Source organism: Flavimarina sp. Hel_I_48, assembly GCF_000733945.1.
GTDB lineage: Bacteria > Bacteroidota > Bacteroidia > Flavobacteriales > Flavobacteriaceae > Leeuwenhoekiella.
Map to the genome: position 1 here is coordinate 3,127,088 of NZ_JPOL01000002.1, position 20,507 is coordinate 3,147,594.

Annotated in this window: 19 protein-coding genes; 10 read left to right on the forward strand and 9 right to left on the reverse strand. The window is 39.5% G+C overall.

All coding sequences use genetic code 11. From position 1 onward, the window contains the following. The first annotated feature begins 189 nt into the window (after positions 1-189). Together P162_RS13620 and P162_RS13625 are read left to right on the forward strand one after the other, a co-directional pair. Positions 190-552: a hypothetical protein gene (locus tag P162_RS13620; RefSeq protein ID WP_031428147.1), complete on the forward strand. Its 363-nt coding sequence runs from the start codon at positions 190-192 to the stop codon at positions 550-552. Continuing rightward, positions 549-1,547, forward strand: coding sequence for an FAD:protein FMN transferase (locus P162_RS13625; RefSeq protein ID WP_031428149.1), 999 nt, complete (start codon positions 549-551; stop codon positions 1,545-1,547). Before P162_RS13620 ends, P162_RS13625 begins: the two co-directional genes overlap by 4 nt. 7 nt (positions 1,548-1,554) lie before the next feature. Here the strand turns inward: P162_RS13625 and P162_RS13630 are convergent, their stop codons facing one another. The 7 genes from P162_RS13630 to P162_RS13660 form a co-directional block, all read right to left on the reverse strand. Further along, the gene (locus P162_RS13630; protein ID WP_031428151.1) at positions 1,555-2,322 is read right to left on the reverse strand and encodes a methyltransferase domain-containing protein; all 768 of its coding nucleotides are present in this window, start codon (positions 2,320-2,322) and stop codon (positions 1,555-1,557) included. Further along, positions 2,319-2,858 carry an HNH endonuclease gene (locus tag P162_RS13635; protein WP_031428153.1) on the reverse strand — a complete coding sequence of 180 codons (540 nt, stop codon included), beginning with the start codon at positions 2,856-2,858 and terminating at the stop codon, positions 2,319-2,321. Before P162_RS13635 ends, P162_RS13630 begins: the two co-directional genes overlap by 4 nt. 47 nt (positions 2,859-2,905) lie before the next feature. After that, on the reverse strand, positions 2,906-3,724 hold the full coding sequence (gene map / locus P162_RS13640; RefSeq protein WP_031428155.1) for a type I methionyl aminopeptidase: 819 nt from the start codon (positions 3,722-3,724) through the stop codon (positions 2,906-2,908). 243 nt (positions 3,725-3,967) lie between these two features. Beyond that, the gene (locus tag P162_RS13645; protein WP_031428157.1) at positions 3,968-5,383 is read right to left on the reverse strand and encodes a TolC family protein; all 1,416 of its coding nucleotides are present in this window, start codon (positions 5,381-5,383) and stop codon (positions 3,968-3,970) included. After that, complete coding sequence (locus tag P162_RS13650) at positions 5,380-6,738, reverse strand: HlyD family secretion protein (protein WP_031428159.1); 1,359 nt, start codon at positions 6,736-6,738, stop codon at positions 5,380-5,382. The genes P162_RS13645 and P162_RS13650 overlap by 4 nt, the downstream gene beginning before the upstream one ends. Beyond that, on the reverse strand, positions 6,739-8,412 hold the full coding sequence (locus P162_RS13655) for a peptidase domain-containing ABC transporter (protein WP_031428160.1): 1,674 nt from the start codon (positions 8,410-8,412) through the stop codon (positions 6,739-6,741). Then, complete coding sequence (locus P162_RS13660) at positions 8,405-9,091, reverse strand: TetR/AcrR family transcriptional regulator (protein ID WP_031428162.1); 687 nt, start codon at positions 9,089-9,091, stop codon at positions 8,405-8,407. Before P162_RS13660 ends, P162_RS13655 begins: the two co-directional genes overlap by 8 nt. Positions 9,092-9,283: 192 nt before the next feature. On the opposite strand from P162_RS13660, the gene P162_RS13665 reads away from it, so the two are divergent. Further along, a complete protein-coding gene (locus tag P162_RS13665; protein WP_031428164.1) occupies positions 9,284-10,402 on the forward strand; it encodes a DEAD/DEAH box helicase in 1,119 nt (372 codons plus the stop codon). On the opposite strand, the gene P162_RS13670 is transcribed toward P162_RS13665, so the two are convergent. Together P162_RS13670 and P162_RS13675 are read right to left on the reverse strand one after the other, a co-directional pair. Then, the gene (locus P162_RS13670; protein ID WP_031428166.1) at positions 10,380-10,805 is read right to left on the reverse strand and encodes a hypothetical protein; all 426 of its coding nucleotides are present in this window, start codon (positions 10,803-10,805) and stop codon (positions 10,380-10,382) included. The two genes, P162_RS13665 and P162_RS13670, sit on opposite strands and share 23 nt — an antisense overlap. Before the next feature lie 317 nt (positions 10,806-11,122). Continuing rightward, positions 11,123-11,938 carry an NUDIX hydrolase gene (locus tag P162_RS13675; RefSeq protein ID WP_051907892.1) on the reverse strand — a complete coding sequence of 272 codons (816 nt, stop codon included), beginning with the start codon at positions 11,936-11,938 and terminating at the stop codon, positions 11,123-11,125. Between the two features lie 188 nt (positions 11,939-12,126). Between P162_RS13675 and P162_RS13680 the strand changes: the two genes are divergently transcribed. From P162_RS13680 to tkt, 7 genes are all read left to right on the forward strand, one after another. Beyond that, the gene (locus P162_RS13680) at positions 12,127-12,621 is read left to right on the forward strand and encodes a GyrI-like domain-containing protein (protein WP_031428169.1); all 495 of its coding nucleotides are present in this window, start codon (positions 12,127-12,129) and stop codon (positions 12,619-12,621) included. A 226-nt stretch (positions 12,622-12,847) separates the two neighbouring features. Next, a complete protein-coding gene (locus P162_RS13685) occupies positions 12,848-13,228 on the forward strand; it encodes a PH domain-containing protein (RefSeq protein ID WP_031428171.1) in 381 nt (126 codons plus the stop codon). A gap of 217 nt (positions 13,229-13,445) precedes the next feature. After that, complete coding sequence (locus tag P162_RS13690; RefSeq protein ID WP_031428173.1) at positions 13,446-13,685, forward strand: DUF3820 family protein; 240 nt, start codon at positions 13,446-13,448, stop codon at positions 13,683-13,685. A 116-nt stretch (positions 13,686-13,801) separates the two neighbouring features. Further along, positions 13,802-15,442 carry a CTP synthase gene (locus P162_RS13695; RefSeq protein WP_031428176.1) on the forward strand — a complete coding sequence of 547 codons (1,641 nt, stop codon included), beginning with the start codon at positions 13,802-13,804 and terminating at the stop codon, positions 15,440-15,442. Between the two features lie 110 nt (positions 15,443-15,552). Next, positions 15,553-17,430 carry a membrane protein insertase YidC gene (gene yidC / locus P162_RS13700; protein ID WP_031428178.1) on the forward strand — a complete coding sequence of 626 codons (1,878 nt, stop codon included), beginning with the start codon at positions 15,553-15,555 and terminating at the stop codon, positions 17,428-17,430. A gap of 191 nt (positions 17,431-17,621) precedes the next feature. Then, positions 17,622-18,122, forward strand: coding sequence for a hypothetical protein (locus P162_RS13705; protein ID WP_031428179.1), 501 nt, complete (start codon positions 17,622-17,624; stop codon positions 18,120-18,122). A 291-nt stretch (positions 18,123-18,413) separates the two neighbouring features. Beyond that, positions 18,414-20,423 carry a transketolase gene (gene tkt, locus P162_RS13710; protein ID WP_031428181.1) on the forward strand — a complete coding sequence of 670 codons (2,010 nt, stop codon included), beginning with the start codon at positions 18,414-18,416 and terminating at the stop codon, positions 20,421-20,423. Positions 20,424-20,507: the final 84 nt, after the last annotated feature.

Below are 20,507 nucleotides of genomic sequence, written 5' to 3' on the forward strand. Positions count from 1 at the left end.
AAAATTAAATAGATCGATTCTATTCTGATAATATTGAATAAATTCATCTTAGAATGCCGTTTCATATTTTGAGTATATTTCTACCCTAAAACAGCCCTTTTAACCTTTAAATGTTTAAAATCACGCCAAATTATTAGGTTTTAGATATAGTTTTTAAATCTATAGAAAGTACTTGTTTATCTTTGCAAGATGTCTGAAGAACTAACAAAACAAGAGTTACACAACTTAGCGATGAATATTGTAGGCAAAGACCTGGAGGATCAAGGCTATGAATTTCTTGGGGTGAACTCAAAGCTTAAAAAAGATCCCCAATTTGTCGCATTGAAAGATAAAATACTTCATTTTGTTATTGTTCGTGCTAAATCATATCCTGATGATGCTAACGCATATGATCCCGTTTTTATGCAAACCATAAAGCAACATGCCGATAAATTTGAGGCAAAAACTTTTTATGCCGGCGTAGGTTTGGGTAATGCAATTGATTATGGCAAACCAGTATTGAAGGGATCAGATTATTCCGTTGTTTATAATGGATTACAGCCTATTTTATGAGATATTTCCTTTTACTTTTTATTTTTATTTCCTGTGTTGAAAAAGATGCTACTGAACTTCGGTCTTTCAACGGTGAAGCACTGGGCACGGGATATACTGTTCAGTTTTACAGCGATCATCAATTCCCGGTACAACAGCGTTTTGATTCGGTAATTGCAGCGATCAACCAGTCCATGAGTACGTATATTCCTGATTCTGATATTTCACGTATTAATACTGGCGATACCACAGTTGTTGTTGATGCTATGTTTAAGGAAGTGCTTTCCCAGTCGCGTAAGGTATATAAAGCTACAGAGGGGTATTATGATCCCACTGTTGGTATATTGGTCAATGCTTATGGATTTGGTCCAGAGAAGCCTTTGAAACAATTAGATAAACATATTCTGGATTCTTTAGAACAGTATGTAGGTTTAGATGAAATAAAACTTACTCCGGAAGGGCGGATACGTAAAGAAAATAGTTCGGTTTATATTGATTTTAATAGTATTGCAAAGGGCTACTGCATTGATAGGGTAGGAGTAATGTTAGAAGAAAGTGGGGTAAAGGACTATCTTATAGAAATGGGTGGTGAATTACGGGCGCGAGGTAAAAATATAGAACGAAAAAGTCCATGGAAGGTGGGAATTGAAAATATCAACGCGCCCATTGAAGACCGAACCTATACTAAAATTGTAGCGCTGACGGATCGAGGGATGGCCGGCTCTGGTAATTATAGGAAATTTAGGATAGATTCTACCACGGGAGCGCACTACGTACATACCGTAAATCCACTTACCGGTCTGGCCGAAAAAACGGATGTGCTCAGTGCGACGATAATTGCGCCCACTTGTGCTGTTGCAGACGCTTACGCGACGGCTTGCATGGCAATGGGATTGGAGCGCTCTAAGAAGGTACTGGAGAACCTTAAAGATGTTGACGCGTACTTACTCTATGCTACTGGAGATACTACGGCCATTTATATGTCTAAAGGTTTTAGTCAATATATAGAGGAATAAGATTGATTTATTTGAAACATATAGGCAAAATTTCGCCCTGTGCAAGCCGGAACCGATCTACTTCTTCTGGACTTAACGTGCTTGTATAATCTTCTTCATTTACTTTAAAACCCACTGCTCTTAATTTGTCAAAGTAATCTTTACCATAAACCCGTACATGATCGTATTGCCCGAATATTTTTGCGCGTTCTGCTCTATCGGTTATGCTATCATCTTCAAATGTTTTTTCACGATTGAGATCATGCGGAATTTGCAAAACCGCCATTCCTCCCGGTTTTAGCACTCGATAAAGTTCCTGCATTGCTTTATGGTCATCTGGGATATGTTCCAGTACATGATTGCAAAAAATGATGTCGTACGAGTTGGAATCGAAGGGAAGATCGCAGATATCTGCTTTGATATCTGCCAGAGGGGAATTTAAATCCGTCGTGGTATAATCAAGGGTTTTCATAGCACGGAAGCGTTTGTAGAACGCTTGTTCTGGTGCAAAATGAAGCACCTTTGAAGATTTTGTAAAAAAATCGGTTTCCCTTTTTAAATAAAGCCACAACAAGCGGTGGCGTTCTAAAGATAGCGTAGAAGGTGATAATACATTATCCCGTTGCTGCTCATAGCCGTAAGGTAAAAATTTAGAAAACCATCTTCCATCAATGGGGTCCTGGTAGTTTTTACCTTTTAGGGCAAAGGAAAGAATGGGTCGTGCATAGTAACTCAACCGTATAAGCACAGGCCTTGGCACAACATTTAATATTCCTTTAAAAACCGTTTTTATCATACTTTGAGATCACCCCAATTTTCCCCGGTTTTAATACGATGAAGCTGCATTTCCGAAACGCCGAATTGCTTTGCAAGTACTTTTAACCGTGTTTTTCTGTTGGGATCAAGAAGTTTTTTCTTTAGAATGGTTGCTTCGGCATAAGTAAGTTTGGTATAGTGCCGTTCGCCAGAATTGCGTCTTTTTATATCCATAGGACTGGTTTTCTGATGTGCATAGCGCTGTTTATGCGTGGCCCATTTCAAATTAGTCAAACGATTGTCTGTTTTATCGTGATTGAGGTGCAGCACGGATTTTTGACTAATTGTAGCTTCCAGAAAAGCCTTTGCGAAAAGTTTATGGAGGTAAAAATTACGTCTTTTGCCACTTTTCATTTTGATGTTGACCGTGCAATATCCATTTATATTACCACCTTTTATCACAGTACCTTTAGGATCCTGTGCATAACTGCGAACCCGGCCATAATTGGAAAGACCTATAACAAGATTTTCTTCCCATTCATCTTCCCGGTAATCTACCCATGTTTCTAATTGCATAATTGGTTGTTTTGGTTGTTTTATGGTTGTTTTTCATGCAAATAGGATCAGTTGGTTGTCTGATGTGCCCTAAAAGCGTTTTCTTCAGTACTGGTAACTCCCAGCGCTTCATAAATATATTCAAAGGTTGAAAGTAGTTCTGGTTTACCATCCACGATTGCAACATCATGTTCAAAATGTGCACTTGGTTTATTATCACGGGTTGTAATCGTCCAGCCATCACGATGCTGTTTGATACGGTGTGTACCTAAATTCACCATGGGCTCAATGGCCACTACCATACCTTCTATGAATTTTTTTCCCCTTCCACGACGGCCGTAATTGGGCATTTCTGGATCTTCGTGCATTTTTTTGCCCAGACCGTGACCTACGAGTTCACGAACGATACCATAGCCATGGTCCTCGCAATATTTTTGTATCGCATATCCCACATCTCCTACGCGGTTACCAAATTTAAATTCGGCGATTCCTACGTATAGGGATTCTTTTGTTACATCAAGCAGTTTTTTGACCTCTGGATCGACTTCACCTATAGCAAAGGTGTAGGCATGGTCCCCGTAAAAGCCATTTTTTATTGCGCCGCAGTCTATTGAAATTATATCGCCTTCTTTGAGGGGAGTGGTGTTGGGAATGCCATGAACCACCTGTTCATTAGGACTCATGCAAAGGGTATTGGGGAAGTCGTAAAGGCCTAAGAAACCAGGTACCGCCCCATGGTCGCGTATGCAGGTTTCGGCAATTTTATCAAGTTCCAGGGTGGTTACTCCTGGTCTGATTTCAGAAGCGAGTGCTCCTAATGTTTTTGAGACAATAAGGGCGCTTTCGCGCATTAATTCAATTTCTTCTCGGGTTTTTGCTATAATCATTCTATTGGATTGTAGGATCAAAGGTACGAAGAATACCTAATTTGAAGAGAACAAACCGACTTCTATAATGAAGAAATGTAACATTACCTAAACTTTTGATCGTTTTTGATTAAAATGTTCAATTAGGTAAGCAAAAGGGAGTTTAACAAACAATTTAATTGAATGATAGCAAGATTATTATTTCTTTATCCAATCAGCACTCAAATAGAATGTCAGGTTTTTTGAATTATGTAAATCCAGGTTTTATAGATCGGTGGGATCTATTGCTAAAGTGTTGAATAATTTTGCTTTTGCGGTGTAAAGCTTATTTGTAATTTCAATTGCCTTGAGCCTTGCTTCTATAAGATTGGTTTCCCTGGTATTTATAAGAAATATGGAACTCTCGCCTACCTGGTATTTTCGTTCTTCCGCTTTGAGCATGGTTTCATAATTGATAACTACCTCTTCAACCAAATTATTTTGCTGAATTAAAGTACTCAGTTCAACATATACTGCCGTTATTTTATTCTGAAGTTGAATTTTGGCATTGTCCAGTTCAAAGTTGGCATCTTGAACCTTTAATTGAGACAATGCCAAATCACCGCGCTCCTTTCTCAGGAAAAGGGGCATTTTAAACGTAAGACCAGCTTTATAATTCGGTACTTGAAATGAGTTTGCCAGCTCTGGGGTTGAAGTAATAAAATTGTAATCTACATCAAGCGTAGGCAATAGTTTATTACTTTTAAGGCGTCTTTCAATGTCCAGACCTTGTATTTTGAAATCGAGCGATTTGATTTTAGGATGTTCACTGGTCTCAAACCCTTCCGCCAGGATACTTTCGATCTTTAGTGCTTGTTCCACTACATTTCTAAGATTTTCTTCTGGTTTGATATCCTGTTGAAGTTCTACAGGGATATTGTCATTGAGCCATAGGTAATTTGCAAGTTCCAACCGTGATTTTTGATAATCGAGCTGAACCCCCTGCAGGCTGAGCTGGCGGTTTTGAACGCTTATTTTTGCTTCCGTAGTGTCAATTAAAGGTATGGCGCCGGCCAGTGCACTGCTTTTTATACCACTAAAACGTATTTCGGCATTTTCGAGAAAATTTTCGTACAGATTTACCTGATTGTATGCCTTTATCCAGTCAAAATAGGCGGTTGCAGCTTCAAAAATAATCTGGTTAATGGCCAGATCCTGGTCTGCTTCAAGCTGTTGTTGATAGACCCTCGCCTGTTTTAAAGTCGCCATTCGTTCATTGATCCATAAACCCTGGGCGAGGGAAACAGAAATACCTGCAGCATACAATCCGTTCTCTGGTACGTTGTTCTGCGGATTTAGATAATAGCCCGCATTTTCCTCAAATTGTGCTTTAAGTTCTACGCCATACCAGGTAGGAACTTTGAAGGTGGCGTTCAAAAGGTTGTAATACTCTGTATCTTTAAAAACCTTTTGATTAAAATCAACTTCCACTTTAGGATCAAAACCTCCCCGAGATTTTAAAAGATTTGCGTCTCCCTTTTTCTCAATTAAATAGGCTTGTTTTGCCACGGGGTGAAACTTCTTGACGAGTTCCAGATAATCTTCAAAAAGGAGCACGTTGTTTTTCAACTCCATATCCTGACCACAAAGTATGGAAGTAAAAAACAAGCCGAACAGTATAAAAATTAATCCCTTTCTCATTTTTCTACTTTATACGCTTCGTTTGAAGAAGTTTCTGGCGTGTAATAATTAGGAGGAAACCCATTGAGCTGACGCCACACTTCATACCAAATAGGCACATCTTCCAGAAGTGCCAGGGTAGAGGCGCCAGAGCCAATACTAATAAGTTCTGGCCATTCTTTTTCATCTGTATCAGGTGCAAGTAGGATACGGTATTTTCCGTTAGCACTTATAAAACGTTCTATGGCCACCACTTTTGCACCATAAGTCCCGAAGGAATTATAAGGCCAACCGCTAAAAACAATTGCCGGCCAGCCGTCAAATTGTACGCGCACTTTCTCACCTATGTGTACTAATGGTAAATCAATGGGCCGTACGTAGGTTTCTACGGCGAGATCATATTTAGTAGGCATAATACTTACCAATTGCTGGCCCTCTTTGAACGTTTCTCCCAGACCTCCTATTATAGCCCTGTTTATATATCCCGCTTGCGGTGCCTTGATATAATACAGGGAGTTTCTTATGGAATAATTGCTAAAATCGTTTTGAAGTTTGCTTACCGCCGCCTCAGAATCGTATTGATTTGATTCTGCGGTAGATTGATCGCTCTGTGCCTTTGAGATTTTATCGGCATATTCCGCAGAGAGTCGGTTAAGTTCAATTTTTGCATTGATAAGTTCATTTTTACTTGCCAGTAATTTATTCTCCTGAGACACGATTTTTGCCTGGGCTTCCTGAAGTTTCAGTCTTTTTTCTTCAGTATCCGTGACTGCTTTGAGACCTTCAACCTGAAGTTGTAGCGTACGTTCATACTGGCGTTCGGCAATACTTAAATTGGTCTTGGTAGCTTCAAAATCTATGCTGTCGCTCTTAATTTTGAGTTTGGCCTGTATGCGTTTGTTTTCAGCTTGATCGAGTTTGAGACCCCGTTCCCTGTAAAGTGCGTTGATCTGATTGCCCAGTGCAGATACCTTGTTTGTATACGAAGTGACAGAGCGCTCCTTAGCCTGTACCTGTTCCCCGGTACGTTCTACAAGATCTGGATCAAAGTATTCATTTTTAACTTCGGAAATAAATAAAATGGTATCCCCTTTTTCCACTAAATCCCCTTCCCGCACGTACCATTTTTCAACTCTTCCCGGTATGGGCGATTGAATGGTTTGCGGTCGCTGGTCTGGTGTAAGGGTGGTCACATAGCCAGTCCCTGATATGGTTTGCGTCCACGGTAAAAAGAGAATAACAAAAAGAATGATCGCAAAGGCAAGTAAAAAGCGGTTTAGGTATTTATAGTGTTCCCTGCCAAAAACTTTCTGGGAACGTGTACCTTGATAAACATCAATCTTCTCGCTGAGATTCTTATGGGATATATTAAGCATTTAAGATTGATTTAGAATGGTGATACTGCCTTCTTTTAAATGGATGCGATCTTGACAGTATTGTTGCCAGATTTCATCCTGACTGGCAACAATAAGGGTCCATGGGTTTTCTTTATCAAAAAGAAAATCAAGGATTTTGCGTTCTTCCTCCTGAGCAAATTGATTGAGGGGGTCTTTCAATACAAGCAGATGCGGTCTGCGCACAATACTTCTGGCAAGTACTATTTTCTTTGATACCGTGCTTGAAAACTGTCTGCCCTCAGGATAAACCATTGCCTGGAGACCCAGGGATTGTTGTTTTACAAAATCACGTAGCAGCGTTTTTTCTATGGCCCAGTCAATATCCTTCTGAGGGATGGTTGCATCGCCAAAAGTAATATTGTCCAGGATGGTACCTTCAAACGGCGATTCATCCGGTAAGGATTGTCCTATCAAAGAACGGTAGTGATTCAGGTTGATACCTTTTAAAGAACGGTTGTTTATGAAGATATCACCAGAAGTGGGCTCTAAGATCCCTGTGATGAGTTTCAATAAAGTTGTTTTGCCAGAGCCATTAGGTCCCAGCAGCAGTAGGGATCTTGAAGGAGGAATGGTCAGGGAAATATTCTTTAAAATTTCTTTACCGTCCAGTGCCGACTTAAAGCCTGCCTGATCCAGCTCAATGGTGAAAGATTCATTGTGTTCAAATGGTTTTTCGCCGGTCTGGGGCTCCAGTTTTTTATCTACGACCTGACCTATCTTTTCAAGGGCCGTAAGTACATCATAGAAGGTTTCCAGACCTAAAATCAGTTTCTCCACGGAATTGATAATAGTTAGGATAATAATTTCCGAAGCGACAAACTGGCCTATGTTCATTTGCTGGTTTAGAACCAGAATACCGCCTATAACGAGCAAACCACCAGTAATAAGAACTTTAAAACCTATTAGCTGTATAAACTGAATGCGTAGTATCCTAAAATGATTTTCACGGGAATCCAGATAATCGCTCACCAACGCATCGTTTTTACGGAGACCCAAACTGGTTTTTCCAGACAATTTAAAGCTGACCAGTGTGCGTGCAATCTCCTGAATCCAGTGTGCAATCTTATACTTGTACTTGGACTCGTTCAAACTGGTCTGCAAACCGGAATTTCCCGTAAACCGAAAGACTATATAGACTAAAATTACGAGTAGAAAACTGTAAATAATAAAAAAGGGATGGTAAAGTGATAACAGAAGTAGACCAAAAATGATCTGCACAAGTGCAGTGGGAAAGTCCAGTACTAACTTGAACAAACCTTTTTGAATGGTCAACACATCAAAAAAACGGTTGGCCAGTTCTGGTGGATAATAATTTTCCAGTTCGCTCATTTTGATTTTCGGAAAACGGTAGGTAAATTCAAAAGAGGCACGGGTAAATATCTTTTGCTGTATATTTTCAAGAATTCGTATCTGCATGAGCTGTAATATACCCACAAAACCTACCCCTAAGGTAACGAGCGTTACCAGGATGATCCAGGAAGTACTTACCTGTGCGCCCTGTATCAAGTTTACAATAACCTGTATGCCCAGCGGTAGTGAAAGACTTACAAGACCTGCAAAAAAAGAATAATAAAGAATCTGTAAAAAATCTTTTTGTTCAAGCTTTAATAGGTTGACAAAGCGTTGCCATGCCGTTAACTGTTTTTCAGGCATGGCTATTTGTATTTAGAAGTTGCTGTACAAGATGCTTGAAATAATTGGCCGGCGAGTTGTCTGCCCTGCAATCTGTAATGGAAGCAAAATGTTCTTTTAGAAAATGCTGGTGAAGGGAACCTTCCAGTATGGTGCTTGCAAGCGAAGCAGGATACGGGTAGTCGTTATCCACTTCGATAATCAGGTCTTTCAATCTATTGGCAAGCCGTTTGTAAACCATAAAACAACCATCTTTATTTTCCTGATCCACGTTCTTGGTAAGATAGGATTTAGAATACTCGTTAATGATAATCTTGTTCAGTTTTATCTCGTTAATATGGCTAAATGAGGAATCCTCTTCTACCTCCCTCGCAATGGTTTCAATGGCGCGATCCAGTTTCTGGCCTGAGTCTACGACATTAGTTATTGCAAAAACAAGTTGGTACTCCTTCCATCCCCAGTACCAGGAGGTGAGATAGAGCAAAAACCGGTGTTTGTTTTCAAAATACCTATAAATAGAACTCTCATTTGACCCAAGACAATCCCCCAATTTCTTAAAATTGAAATTCTCAAATCCCAGTTCATTAATAAGAAGTATACCGTGTTTTACGATACGCTGTCCCAGTTTAGAAGATTCTGGGTCCTTGAGGTACAGACTTTCGTTAATCGCAATTTTTACATTGCTGAGTACGTGGTTCATTCAATACATTTAAGCGCTAAAGTAATAGTAATACTATTAGGGTTGAACACAACTCTATTAATTTAACATTACTTTAATAACCTAATACGTTTGTAGTGGCTCTTTTGAAGGTGAACGCTTTGTAGGCTTAGCCAAATTTCAACGGGTTTACCAAAACAAGCCCTATATTTACCCAAAATCAAAGAACATATTTTGGAAAATTTTGCAGCGCTGGGGATCAACAAGGATATCATTAAAGGACTTAATGAAATGGGGATCGTGAAACCCACAGGTATACAACGTGAGGCCATACCCATTCTTATGCAGGGTGAAACAGATCTTGTAGGTCAGGCTCAAACGGGTACGGGAAAAACGGCCGCCTATGGGCTCCCAGTGCTGGAGCGTATTGATCCTACTTTTGATAAGCCACAGGCCCTTATTCTCAGTCCTACACGCGAACTTGCGCAACAAGTAGCAAAACAGCTTTTTAAGTTTACCAAATACACCGAAAAGATTTTTTGCGAAGCGGTTTATGGCGGGGAGAAAATTGATATTCAAATCAAGAACCTGCAACGGCCCACACAGGTTATTGTTGCTACCCCCGGCCGACTCATAGATCTTATTAAGCGTAAGGCAGTAGATCTGCGCTATGTGAAAATAGTGGTCCTTGATGAAGCAGATGAAATGCTGAGCCTGGGTTTTAAAAAAGAACTTGACGAGATTCTGGATACTTTAAAGCAAGTTCAGAACAAGTGGTTATTTTCGGCAACAATGCCACACGGTATTGCGGCGATTGTTAATAAACACATGAGCCCAGAGGCGCATCGCATTATGGTGGGTAAGGACAGTGTGGTCAATAAAAATATAGAACATAAATTTCTAATTTGTGACGATGTCAACAAACTGGAAATCCTGGTTGACTTTCTGAAAAGTAGGGAAGAGGAGCGCGGCGTTATTTTTTGCAAGACCAAAGCGGCTACTGCCAAGCTTGCCAAACAACTTATAGCGCGTAACATTTCTGGCGAAGCCATTCATGGTGATATGTTGCAGAAAGACAGGGATAAGGTAATGCGCGCCTTTAAAAATGAAAGTTTGCGCTTACTTATTGCCACAGATCTTGCCGCACGTGGTATTGATGTGGAAGATTTAGGATTTGTTGTACATTATCAATTTCCAGATCAGCAGGAATATTACACACATCGTAGTGGTAGGACTGCCCGTGCCGGTAAAAATGGTCTATCACTGGCGCTCGTGAATTCATTTGAGCTAAAGACACTTCGAAGCTATGAGAAGGCACTCGGTATAAGTTTTAGCCAGATACGACAAGTGTAATATAACTGTAAACAAAGAGCATGCTCCATAAAATAGTGCGCCACCAGTTATAGTTGACCAGTTTTAAAGTGATTTCTGAAGTTTTTTCAGCAGTTTTTATGGCATTGTGTAAGGGTACGAATTGATAAAAGGTATGGGCCCAGAGGATGATAAGTATTATTAGGCTCATTGTGGTATAGCTGTTTTGATCATCATAGCATTGGAGCACTGTTATTATCAACTGACCCAGCATTTGCGGGGCTATTAGTATGGCAGAAACCTGCATATATTTTTTATGCCAGCGTTTTAAATTGCGTTTTGAGTAGTATCTAAAGCTGGGATAGATAATCACTTGTACAAGCCAAATCAATACGAGCATACCGAAATCAAACAGTAGTCTTAATAAAGAAAGCGTGTTAGGCATTAAGTTGAAAATATAAATAAAATCTTAAGATCAAAAAACCGATTAAAATGACATAAAATCATGCTTTTTAATCGGTTTTTTAATGCTATTTTCTGTTTTTCGGGTAGTTGGAAAAGTGTTTTCTACATACTCGGTGTTATAGTCCCATTTTTTTCTTTTTCTTTTTGACTTTTCTGAAGAATTTATAAGTGTAGAACGCGATTTGTGCTGCACTTGATAACAGGAAAAATTTGCTTAGTATTTTGGTTTTCATAATTTTTATTTAGTCAGAATATCGTAAATATTAAAATAAATGGTGGTTAAAGAAATCTTATTATTTATAGTAATAGACCTTTTTCCTTTAAAAAATCAAATACAAACTGATCTACCTGAGAGACCATCGCAAGGTTTTCATGTGTAAGCCATACAATTGCGCTGACGTCAATCTCTGGAATAAGTTCCCCAATAAATTCAGCTGTATAACAATTTATGCGTACTAAAGCTGCACCTGTAGAGGCATTTGCCCGGCCTTCAAAAATTCCTAAGGGGTTCATGGTCGCGGTAATAAGATCAATAGCAAGTTCCCTTTTTATCTCACGCTTTAAGGTATGAGCATCGGTTTCTTCTGTTTTTTTTATACCGTTAGGTAGATGATAATGCTCTTCATTTAAAGATTTTATGGTCAGGATACGTCCTTCTATAAGATAGATCCAGGCCACTTTTTCAATGATTTGATCTGTAGGTTCGATATAATAATCTATGGAATTTAAAGAATGATCTGGGTCAAGCGCGTCAAGAATACGATCTAAAAGAAGTCCAGAGCTGTTAAGCAGGCCCAGTTTTTTATTCCGCCCCAAAGCGCTGGAAATAGTCTCGTCCCTGTTGCCAAAACGGTAAGCCCCTTTTTTTAACCAAAGTAGGTTGAGCAGGTGCTGCATTGCGACATTCCCCAGCTGATCTATAGAAATGGCCATCTTGAGGCAGTACTCTCCCAGGCCGCGCAGCCCATTTTTAAAAAGGTTATAGAAAAAACCATAAAGGAGCCCGAATGGAGCCGTTATTACGAGCAATAGGATAGAGACAAAAAAGAGCAAAATACCTGTAAAAGGTTGGATTTTTTTGTCTTTTTTATGTGCTCTGTCTTTAAAAATCATCGTGAGTAAATATATTCATTGCCACGCAATGCATCCCTTCAAATTGGTATCAAAACTGATTTTTTTTTGCGGCAAATGGAATATTTAATTTTTGGCTATAGCCAAAGATTAAAGGATATTCAACCACTGTGGATTTTGTTAGTTCTTTTCTTCTTGAAAAGTACCATGATTTTTGCTATTTTGCTTTCATGGAACCAACTTTTGAAACTATTGAACCGCGCAAATTGATAGGTATGCGCATTGAAGCCACGATCTCTTTTGACGATACGGCAAGGCTGTGGAAAGAATTTGTATCCCGACAGGGAGAAATTGAGAATAAAAAGAACACGGGATATTATTCGCTGCAGGTATATCCCGAAGGTTTGAAAATGGCAGATTTTACCGAAACAACAACCTTTGAACGCTGGGCGGCGGTTGAGGTTGGTGCTTTTGATAAAATCCCCGAAGGAATGGAAAAAAAAGTGCTTACGGGTGGTAAATATGCCGTCTTCACCCATGTGGGGCCCATCAAAACATTTGTTGAAACTTCAAATTATATTTATAGCGACTGGTTGCCAGCGTCTAAATATATGTTAGATACACGAGCACACTTTGAACGTCTGGGAGATAAATATTATGGCCCGGAACATCCTGAATCTGAAGAAGAAATCTGGGTTCCTATCAAAGAAAAAAACCAGGATTAGAGATAAATCGGTAATTTATAATGAAAACCGCATTGCATTTTAAAGCATATCCGCAATTGTCTATGGTTTTTCCAGTTTAAGAAAGGTCAAAAAAGATATAGACTTCAAATCAATAGCTGAGTTCCCCGAAAAATTACCGTAATTTTGAAGATCGTAAAGGAATGTTCTTTTTCTTTCTGAATGTAGAATACGCAATAACGCTAACTTATAGTACAATAGTAACCGCATGAGCATTTTTTCATCCATAATGGGGAACGCAGGTGTCGTAGAACCAGAAAAATTAAGAAAGGATTTTGCAGATCTACTTATTCCCTCTGAAGATATTGAAATAGGTTTTAAACTGTTGCGCGATATCTTTATCTTCACTACAAAACGGTTAATATTGATTGATAAACAAGGGATTACGGGTAAAAAAATGGCGTATTTGTCTATTAATTACAAGAGTATTTCAAGGTTTAGCATAGAGACCGCAGGTACTTTTGATCTCGATGCTGAATTGAAGATCTGGATATCAAGTGAAAGTCACCCCAGTATTTCAAGACGTTTCAACAAATCTGTAAATGTTTATGAAGTTCAGCGTATTTTAGCTCAAAACGTGCTCAAATAGCATCTTATTTGGTTATTTTCCCAGTCAATTTGAACATTTGAGTGCATTAAAAGCTAGTTTTCATTCCTTTTTAATTCACCTCTTTTCGTCCAATTCCTGTTTAGATTAGAATAGTTTTTTTTGTTTTACGAATGCTTTCCTTAAGCGTAATCTATGTCAGGAAATTTATAGTCACTTAAAATCAGCAATCCCAATAATTACCCTATAAAAATCAGTTTTGGATCAAGAAAAACTCATAGAACTTGCGCATTATAAAATGCCTTTTGGGAAGTATAAAGGCACCTATTTAGTGGCCATTCCAGAGTATTATTATGTTTGGTACAAACAAAAAGGATTCCCTGATGGAAAACTGGGGCGGTTGATGCATGAAATGTACGAGATCAAACTCAATGGCCTTGAGGAACTTATTTATAAGATCAAAAATAATTTCCCCGCACCCCGGCCCAAAAACAAATAGCCCAAACATTCTTAAAATTCCCTAAAATGGTTCGCAGATTAATCCCTAACTTTGCGCCCCGTAAACGCGCCTTAAAATTTCCCATTTGGTAAAAAAAGGCTTCATCTACAGTTCACATGGCAGATACAAAATACATCTTCGTTACGGGAGGGGTTTCCTCATCATTAGGTAAAGGTATAATCGCGGCCTCACTTGCAAAATTGTTGCAGGCGCGCGGGTACAGGGTAACCATACAAAAGCTTGATCCCTATATCAATGTTGATCCCGGTACACTCAACCCTTATGAACATGGCGAATGTTATGTCACCGATGACGGTGCGGAAACGGATCTGGACCTGGGACATTATGAGCGTTTTCTAAATGTCAAAACATCACAGGCGAATAATGTGACCACCGGTCGTATTTATCAAAGTGTGATAGAGAAAGAGCGCCGTGGTGAATTTCTAGGAAAGACCGTACAGGTGGTTCCCCATATTACCAATGAGATCAAAGAGCGCATACAAATACTGGGAAACAGTGGCGATTATGATATTGTGCTTACCGAAATAGGGGGTACCGTGGGCGATATTGAATCTTTGCCCTATATCGAGGCTGTACGCCAACTCAAATGGGAACTGGGCGATGACAATGCACTGGTGATCCATTTGACGCTAATCCCATTTCTTTCCGCTGCTGGCGAACTCAAGACAAAACCTACCCAGCATAGTGTGAAAACACTAATGGAAAGCGGTATAAAAGCAGATATTTTAGTCTGTAGGACAGAGCATGACCTTAATGTTGACCTTCGGGAAAAACTGGCGCTGTTCTGTAATGTGCGCAAAGAGGCCGTGATTCAGTCTATAGATGCTTCCACAATTTACGACGTTCCTAACCTGATGCTTGAAGAAGGGCTGGATACGATCACTTTGCAAAAGCTCAAACTTCCTGACGATACAGAACCTGTTCTTACGCGCTGGAACGAGTTTTTACGCCGACACAAAAATCCAAAGGCTGAGGTTCGCATCGGTCTGATAGGTAAATATGTGGAACTTCAGGATTCTTATAAATCGATACTCGAAGCCTTTATTCACGCTGGCGCGGAAAATGAAGTTCGGGTAAAGGTGGAGCCTATTCACAGTGAATTTATAAGCCAAAAAGTCATAGATACCAAAGTTTCTAAAATGGACGCACTTCTGGTTGCACCGGGTTTTGGCGAGCGCGGTATAGAAGGCAAGATTAGAGCAGTACAATACGCAAGGGAACATAAAATCCCTTTTCTGGGCATTTGCCTGGGGATGCAGATGGCGGTAATAGAATACGCCCGTAATGTGGTAAAGCTTGACAAGGCAAATTCTACCGAAATGCAGGCAGATACTGAAATTCCCGTAATTGACCTTATGGAAGAACAAAAAGACATTACGCACAAAGGCGGAACCATGCGCCTGGGTTCCTGGGACTGTGAGCTTGCACCAGATTCTATCGTATCGCGGGTTTATGGAACAAACCAGATCAGTGAGCGCCACAGGCATCGCTATGAATTCAACAATGCGTACAAACAGCAGCTTGAAGAAGCGGGCATGCGTATTACCGGAACCAACCCAAAAACAAACCTGGCCGAAATCATTGAATTGCCAGATCATCCCTGGTTTGTGGGCGTGCAATACCACCCAGAATATAAAAGTACGGTTGCCAGTCCACATCCTTTATTCGTGGCATTTGTAGCAGCTGCGGTAAAATATAGCCAGTCCGGAAGTTCCGACAATATGGCACCTCAATAAAAATTGGGTGTGTTCTTGTTCAAGCTTAAAAATGGTATTTTATTCCGGTTTTTCGGCTGAATATTAGGTTTTACAACAATTAAAGATAAAGCAGTTATACTGCCCTTATTATGGAAGAAAAAAAATTAGACTTTAAATCTATTATAGGTTTTGTGCTCATTGGGGCAATTTTATTATTTATGCTCTATCAAAACCAGCCCACGCAGGAAGAGCTGGATGCTGAACAGGCTAGGCAGGAACAGGTAGATGCGGCCGCACAGGCAAAAGAAACCCATAATACCTTAACATCAGAAGGCCAGCAGGAAAATCAAAATGCCATACCACAGGATTCGGTAGGGCAGGCGCGTATGCGTGAGCAACTTGGCAGTTTTGGATATTCAGCTACATTGCCTTCAGCAAAAGCGGGAACCACAACCATAAGTAATGAGTTGGTTGAGCTAAAAGTGAGCAACAAAGGTGGTTTTATTACCGAAGCGCGTTTAAAGGCCTATAAAACATACGATTCGGTACCTGTTTATCTTATAAAAGATGGGAATGCCAAATTTAACCTGAGCTTTAGTACTGCGGATAATCGCAATTTAAACACGGAAAACCTCTATTTTGAACCAAAACTGTCAAAAAACGGAGAAAATCAGGTGCTTACGATGCGCTTGAAGGTTGCGGCAGATAAATATCTTGAATATCGATATGAGTTGGAGCCTAAAGATTATATGATGAATTTTGGTATCAAGACCGTTGGCCTTCAGAATGTAGTCAATACGTCTAATCCCATGAACCTCAAATATGAACTCACAGGCTATCGTCATGCAAAGAGTATCAGTTATGAAAACAGGTATTCCCGCCTGGTTTATGACTATGAGAACGGGAGTACAGACAAACTAGGCGCTACAGGCGAAGAGACTGAAGTAGAAGAAAATGTAAGCTGGTTCAATTACCGCCAGCACTTTTTTAGCTCCATGTTGTTGACAGATACTCCTTTTGAGCAAGTGAAATTTACTTCTGATGATTTGGTCAAAAATGAGGAAGTAGATACAACCTTTACCAAGCATTATGCGGCAGATATGAAATTGACGCCGAAAAATGGCGAACTCAACTATGCCATGAATCTTTATTATGGCCCCACGGATTATACGATTTTAAACAACTATGAGCGTGGTCTGGATGAAGCGATGCCGCTAGGCTGGGGGATTTTTGGATGGATCAATAAGTATATTATAATACCCATATTTGGTTTTTTGATTAGTTTCTTGCCTGCAGGTCTCGCAATTATTGCTTTGACCGTCTTGATAAAACTGGCACTATCTCCCGTGCAGTACAAGCAATATGTCTCTCAGGCGAAAATGAAGGTATTAAAGCCAGAACTTGATGAGATCAAGCAAAAATATGAGGGCAACCAGATGAAGATTCAGCAGGAAACCATGAAGCTTCAGAATACTGCCGGTGCGAGCCCATTAAAAGGATGTTTGCCAGGAATACTTCAAATCCCGGTGTTTTATGCCCTTTTCACTTTTTTCCCTAGTGCTTTTGACCTGCGTCAAAAAAGCTTCTTATGGGCAGATGACCTTTCCAGTTATGATAAGGTTGCAGAATTGCCGTTCACAATTCCATTTTATGGGGATCACGTGAGTTTATTTCCCATTCTGGCTTCTATAGCTATATTTTTCTATATGCGCATGACCACAGGTCAGACCATGCAACAAAATGCACAGCCGGGCATGCCGAACATGAAATTCCTTATGTACCTGTCTCCCTTACTTATGCTTGTATTCTTTAATAACTATGCCAGTGGATTGAGTTTGTATTATCTTACTTCAAACCTGATTACGATAGGGATTATGCTCGTGATAAAGAATTTTATTATCGACGAGAACAAGATTCACGCACAGATACAGGTCAAGAAAAAACAGCCCAAGAAACAAAACCGTTTTCAGCGTAAGATGTCTGAAATCATGGAGCAGGCAGAACAGCAGAAAAATGCTAAGAAATAGTTCTATATGCGCTACGTTGAAAAGCCCATTCTTTAAAGAATGGGCTTTTTTATGTTCTACCTTGATAAACCTATAACGGTTGAGCGGAGGGTACGTTTTTTAAATAAACCTTAACGCGAGGCTATATCGTTTTCGACGATATAATGTATAATTTTAGCTAATATTTTACTTCAACTTAATTCGTTACGGCAATGGTAAAAGGAACAGATTTAATTTTAGGGATACAGGTTTTAATTGTTCAGCATAAAATCTGCCAGGATTTACAGGTTGTTGTGAGTACTAGTGATAAGTTTAAAGGAGATACTACGCTTTCAAATTTTTTTGTAAAGCAGTTTAGACTTAGTAAGAGTTTGAGGACAGATTTACAAAATCTGCTAATAAACCTTGGGAATGCTTACGATCACACTAACATGGATAACTTGCATAATTTTATTCAGGAAAAGCATTTGCCTGCCCTGAATCATGATTCTTTTTCATGCAAGGCGTACAAAGCTGTAAAAAGGCAATATTTTCTTCTTGTAGAAAGTTACAACAACATACTGGCTTTTAAATCCCTTCCAGTAGCAGTTGAATCCATTCTTTTATATCATCTCGCTGAACTGCAGGGCGCAGCAGCTTTTATGATAGATCACCAACTGGAATTTCAAGAGCCATCGACCGAACCTACTGCAAAATTCGACTTGGCAGTTTAGTATTTCAGTCTTCTATAAGGTTATAAACTGGTTTTTCTAAATCTTCATGCTCTTTTCTATTGGAGATATTTTCCGATAAATACATGTTTCTACATCTTGAACTTAAAATTTTTTCAGTATCGCAATTTTGAATTATGCAGATACGCACCTTATAGAACTTTGCATTGGAGCTGAACAGGTTTCCGGAAAATTCTAAAAAATTTGTAAAAAAGCTTAAATCTTCCCTCTTTTCGATAAATTTGTATTATTTTCTTTTTACAAATTTGAATTTATATAAATCAACACATCTCAATGAAAGATACTAACCAAGAAATTGTTCAACAAAGTATAAATACCGTGAGGGTACTGTCTGCAGATGCCGTACAAAAAGCGGAATCTGGACACCCAGGAACACCTATGGCGCTTGCTCCCATGGGACACGTGTTATGGGGTAAAGTAATGAATTACAATCCTAAGAGTCCAAAATGGCCGAATAGGGATCGTTTTATCCTATCAGCAGGTCATGCCTGTATGCTACAGTATAGTTATCTGTATTTAACCGGATACGATATTACATTAGATGATATAAAAGATTTTAGACAATGGGAAAGCAAAACCGCCGGTCACCCAGAGTATGATCTGCTTGATGGTGTTGAAGTAACTACCGGACCATTGGGCCAGGGTTTTGCAAATGCCGTTGGTTTTGCTGTTGCCGAGAAACACATGGCGGCGCATTTCAATAAACCAGATTTTGATCTTTTTAATTATCAAATTTATACTATTTGCAGTGATGGTGATTTAATGGAAGGTGTAACCGCAGAGGCTGCTTCTTTTGCAGGTACAATGGAACTTGGGAATATGGTTTGCCTTTATGATGACAACAATATTTCTATAGAAGGAGATACGGATATAACGTTCAGGGAAGATGTGGCCATGCGCTTTGAGTCTTATGGATGGCATGTAATTACCGTAGAAAACGGTCGAGATGTTGAAGCCCTTACCGAAGCTATTGAAGAAGCTAAAAAAGAAACAAAAAAACCAACCTTAATTAAGGTGCGTACCGAAATAGGTTACGGTAGCCCAAATAAAATAAATACTGCCGGAGCACACGGTTCGCCATTAGGTGAGGATGAACTCCGATTGGTAAAAGAGAAGTTCGGTTTTGATCCTGACAAACATTTTGAAGTTTCTGACGATGTACTTGATTTCTATCGCAAAATAGGGGCAGAGGGGGCAGATAAAGAACAAAAATGGAATGACCTTTATAAAAATTATAAAGAAAAGTATCCAGAACTTGCCAGTGAATATGAACAAATAAGCAGTGGCAAACTTCCCGAAGGCTGGTCTGATGATCTTCCGGTTTTTAAGGTAGGAGATGATATGGCTACGCGTAAAGCTTCTGGTAAAGTGTTGAATGCATTGTCTAAAAAACTACCTAATCTCTTAGGAGGTTCTGCAGACCTTTCCCCATCAACTAATACGGTTCTTGATGCTTATGATTCTTTTTCAGCATCTAACTATGGTGGGCGTAATTTCCACTTTGGTATTCGTGAGCATGCCATGGGTTCTATCTTGAATGGTATAGCGTTAAATGACTACCTTATCCCTTACGGTGCAACGTTTTTAATATTTTCTGATTACATGCGTCCACCGTTACGACTAGCTGCGATCATGAAAAAACGTATTATCATGGTGTATACCCACGATAGTATAGGCTTGGGAGAAGATGGTACTACACACCAACCCGTAGAGCAACTTGCAGGTCTGCGCTCTGTTCCTAACATGACAGTTATAAGACCAGCTGATGCAAATGAAACTGCACATGCCTGGAGAGTAGCAATCGAAAATACAGATGGTCCGGTATCATTGATATTTACACGCCAGACATTGCCAACCATAGATCAGGAGAAATATGGTAAAGCGAGTGGTGTTGAAAAAGGTGCTTATGTGCTTTCAGATAGTGATGGTACTCCAGATGTTATTTTAATAGGTACAGGTTCTGAGGTACAACTAGCCGTTGAGGCACAAAAGGAATTAGCCAAAGAAAATATCGCTGCAAGGGTTGTAAGTATGCCTTCCTGGAATCTTTTTGAAAAACAGGATTCCTCTTACAAAGAAAGTGTTTTTCCTAAAAGTGTAAGAAAACGTGTTTCTATAGAAGCAGGTTCTACCATGGGATGGCATAAATATGTAACCGACGAAGGAGCTGTAATAGGCCTTGATCGTTTTGGTGAATCAGCACCAGCAGAAAAGCTAATGGAAGAATTTGGCTTTACTGTTGAGAATGTTGTTAAAAAAGCAAAAGCGCTTTTAGATAAATAGGCATTTAGCTAGCACTAAATAAATCAAAAACGGCCCTAAATTGACTTTAGGGCCGTTTTTTTATGTTTAATAGATGATAATTGG

Coding starts and splice junctions, on each gene's coding strand:
- P162_RS13620 (WP_031428147.1), top strand. CDS start 190: ATGTCTGAAGAACTAACAAAACAAGAGTTACACAACTTAGCGATGAAT.
- P162_RS13625 (WP_031428149.1), top strand. CDS start 549: ATGAGATATTTCCTTTTACTTTTTATTTTTATTTCCTGTGTTGAAAAA.
- P162_RS13630 (WP_031428151.1), bottom strand. CDS start 2,322: ATGATAAAAACGGTTTTTAAAGGAATATTAAATGTTGTGCCAAGGCCT.
- P162_RS13635 (WP_031428153.1), bottom strand. CDS start 2,858: ATGCAATTAGAAACATGGGTAGATTACCGGGAAGATGAATGGGAAGAA.
- map (WP_031428155.1), bottom strand. CDS start 3,724: ATGATTATAGCAAAAACCCGAGAAGAAATTGAATTAATGCGCGAAAGC.
- P162_RS13645 (WP_031428157.1), bottom strand. CDS start 5,383: ATGAGAAAGGGATTAATTTTTATACTGTTCGGCTTGTTTTTTACTTCC.
- P162_RS13650 (WP_031428159.1), bottom strand. CDS start 6,738: ATGCTTAATATATCCCATAAGAATCTCAGCGAGAAGATTGATGTTTAT.
- P162_RS13655 (WP_031428160.1), bottom strand. CDS start 8,412: ATGCCTGAAAAACAGTTAACGGCATGGCAACGCTTTGTCAACCTATTA.
- P162_RS13660 (WP_031428162.1), bottom strand. CDS start 9,091: ATGAACCACGTACTCAGCAATGTAAAAATTGCGATTAACGAAAGTCTG.
- P162_RS13670 (WP_031428166.1), bottom strand. CDS start 10,805: ATGCCTAACACGCTTTCTTTATTAAGACTACTGTTTGATTTCGGTATG.
- P162_RS13675 (WP_051907892.1), bottom strand. CDS start 11,938: ATGATTTTTAAAGACAGAGCACATAAAAAAGACAAAAAAATCCAACCT.
- P162_RS13680 (WP_031428169.1), top strand. CDS start 12,127: ATGGAACCAACTTTTGAAACTATTGAACCGCGCAAATTGATAGGTATG.
- P162_RS13685 (WP_031428171.1), top strand. CDS start 12,848: ATGAGCATTTTTTCATCCATAATGGGGAACGCAGGTGTCGTAGAACCA.
- P162_RS13695 (WP_031428176.1), top strand. CDS start 13,802: ATGGCAGATACAAAATACATCTTCGTTACGGGAGGGGTTTCCTCATCA.
- yidC (WP_031428178.1), top strand. CDS start 15,553: ATGGAAGAAAAAAAATTAGACTTTAAATCTATTATAGGTTTTGTGCTC.
- P162_RS13705 (WP_031428179.1), top strand. CDS start 17,622: ATGGTAAAAGGAACAGATTTAATTTTAGGGATACAGGTTTTAATTGTT.
- tkt (WP_031428181.1), top strand. CDS start 18,414: ATGAAAGATACTAACCAAGAAATTGTTCAACAAAGTATAAATACCGTG.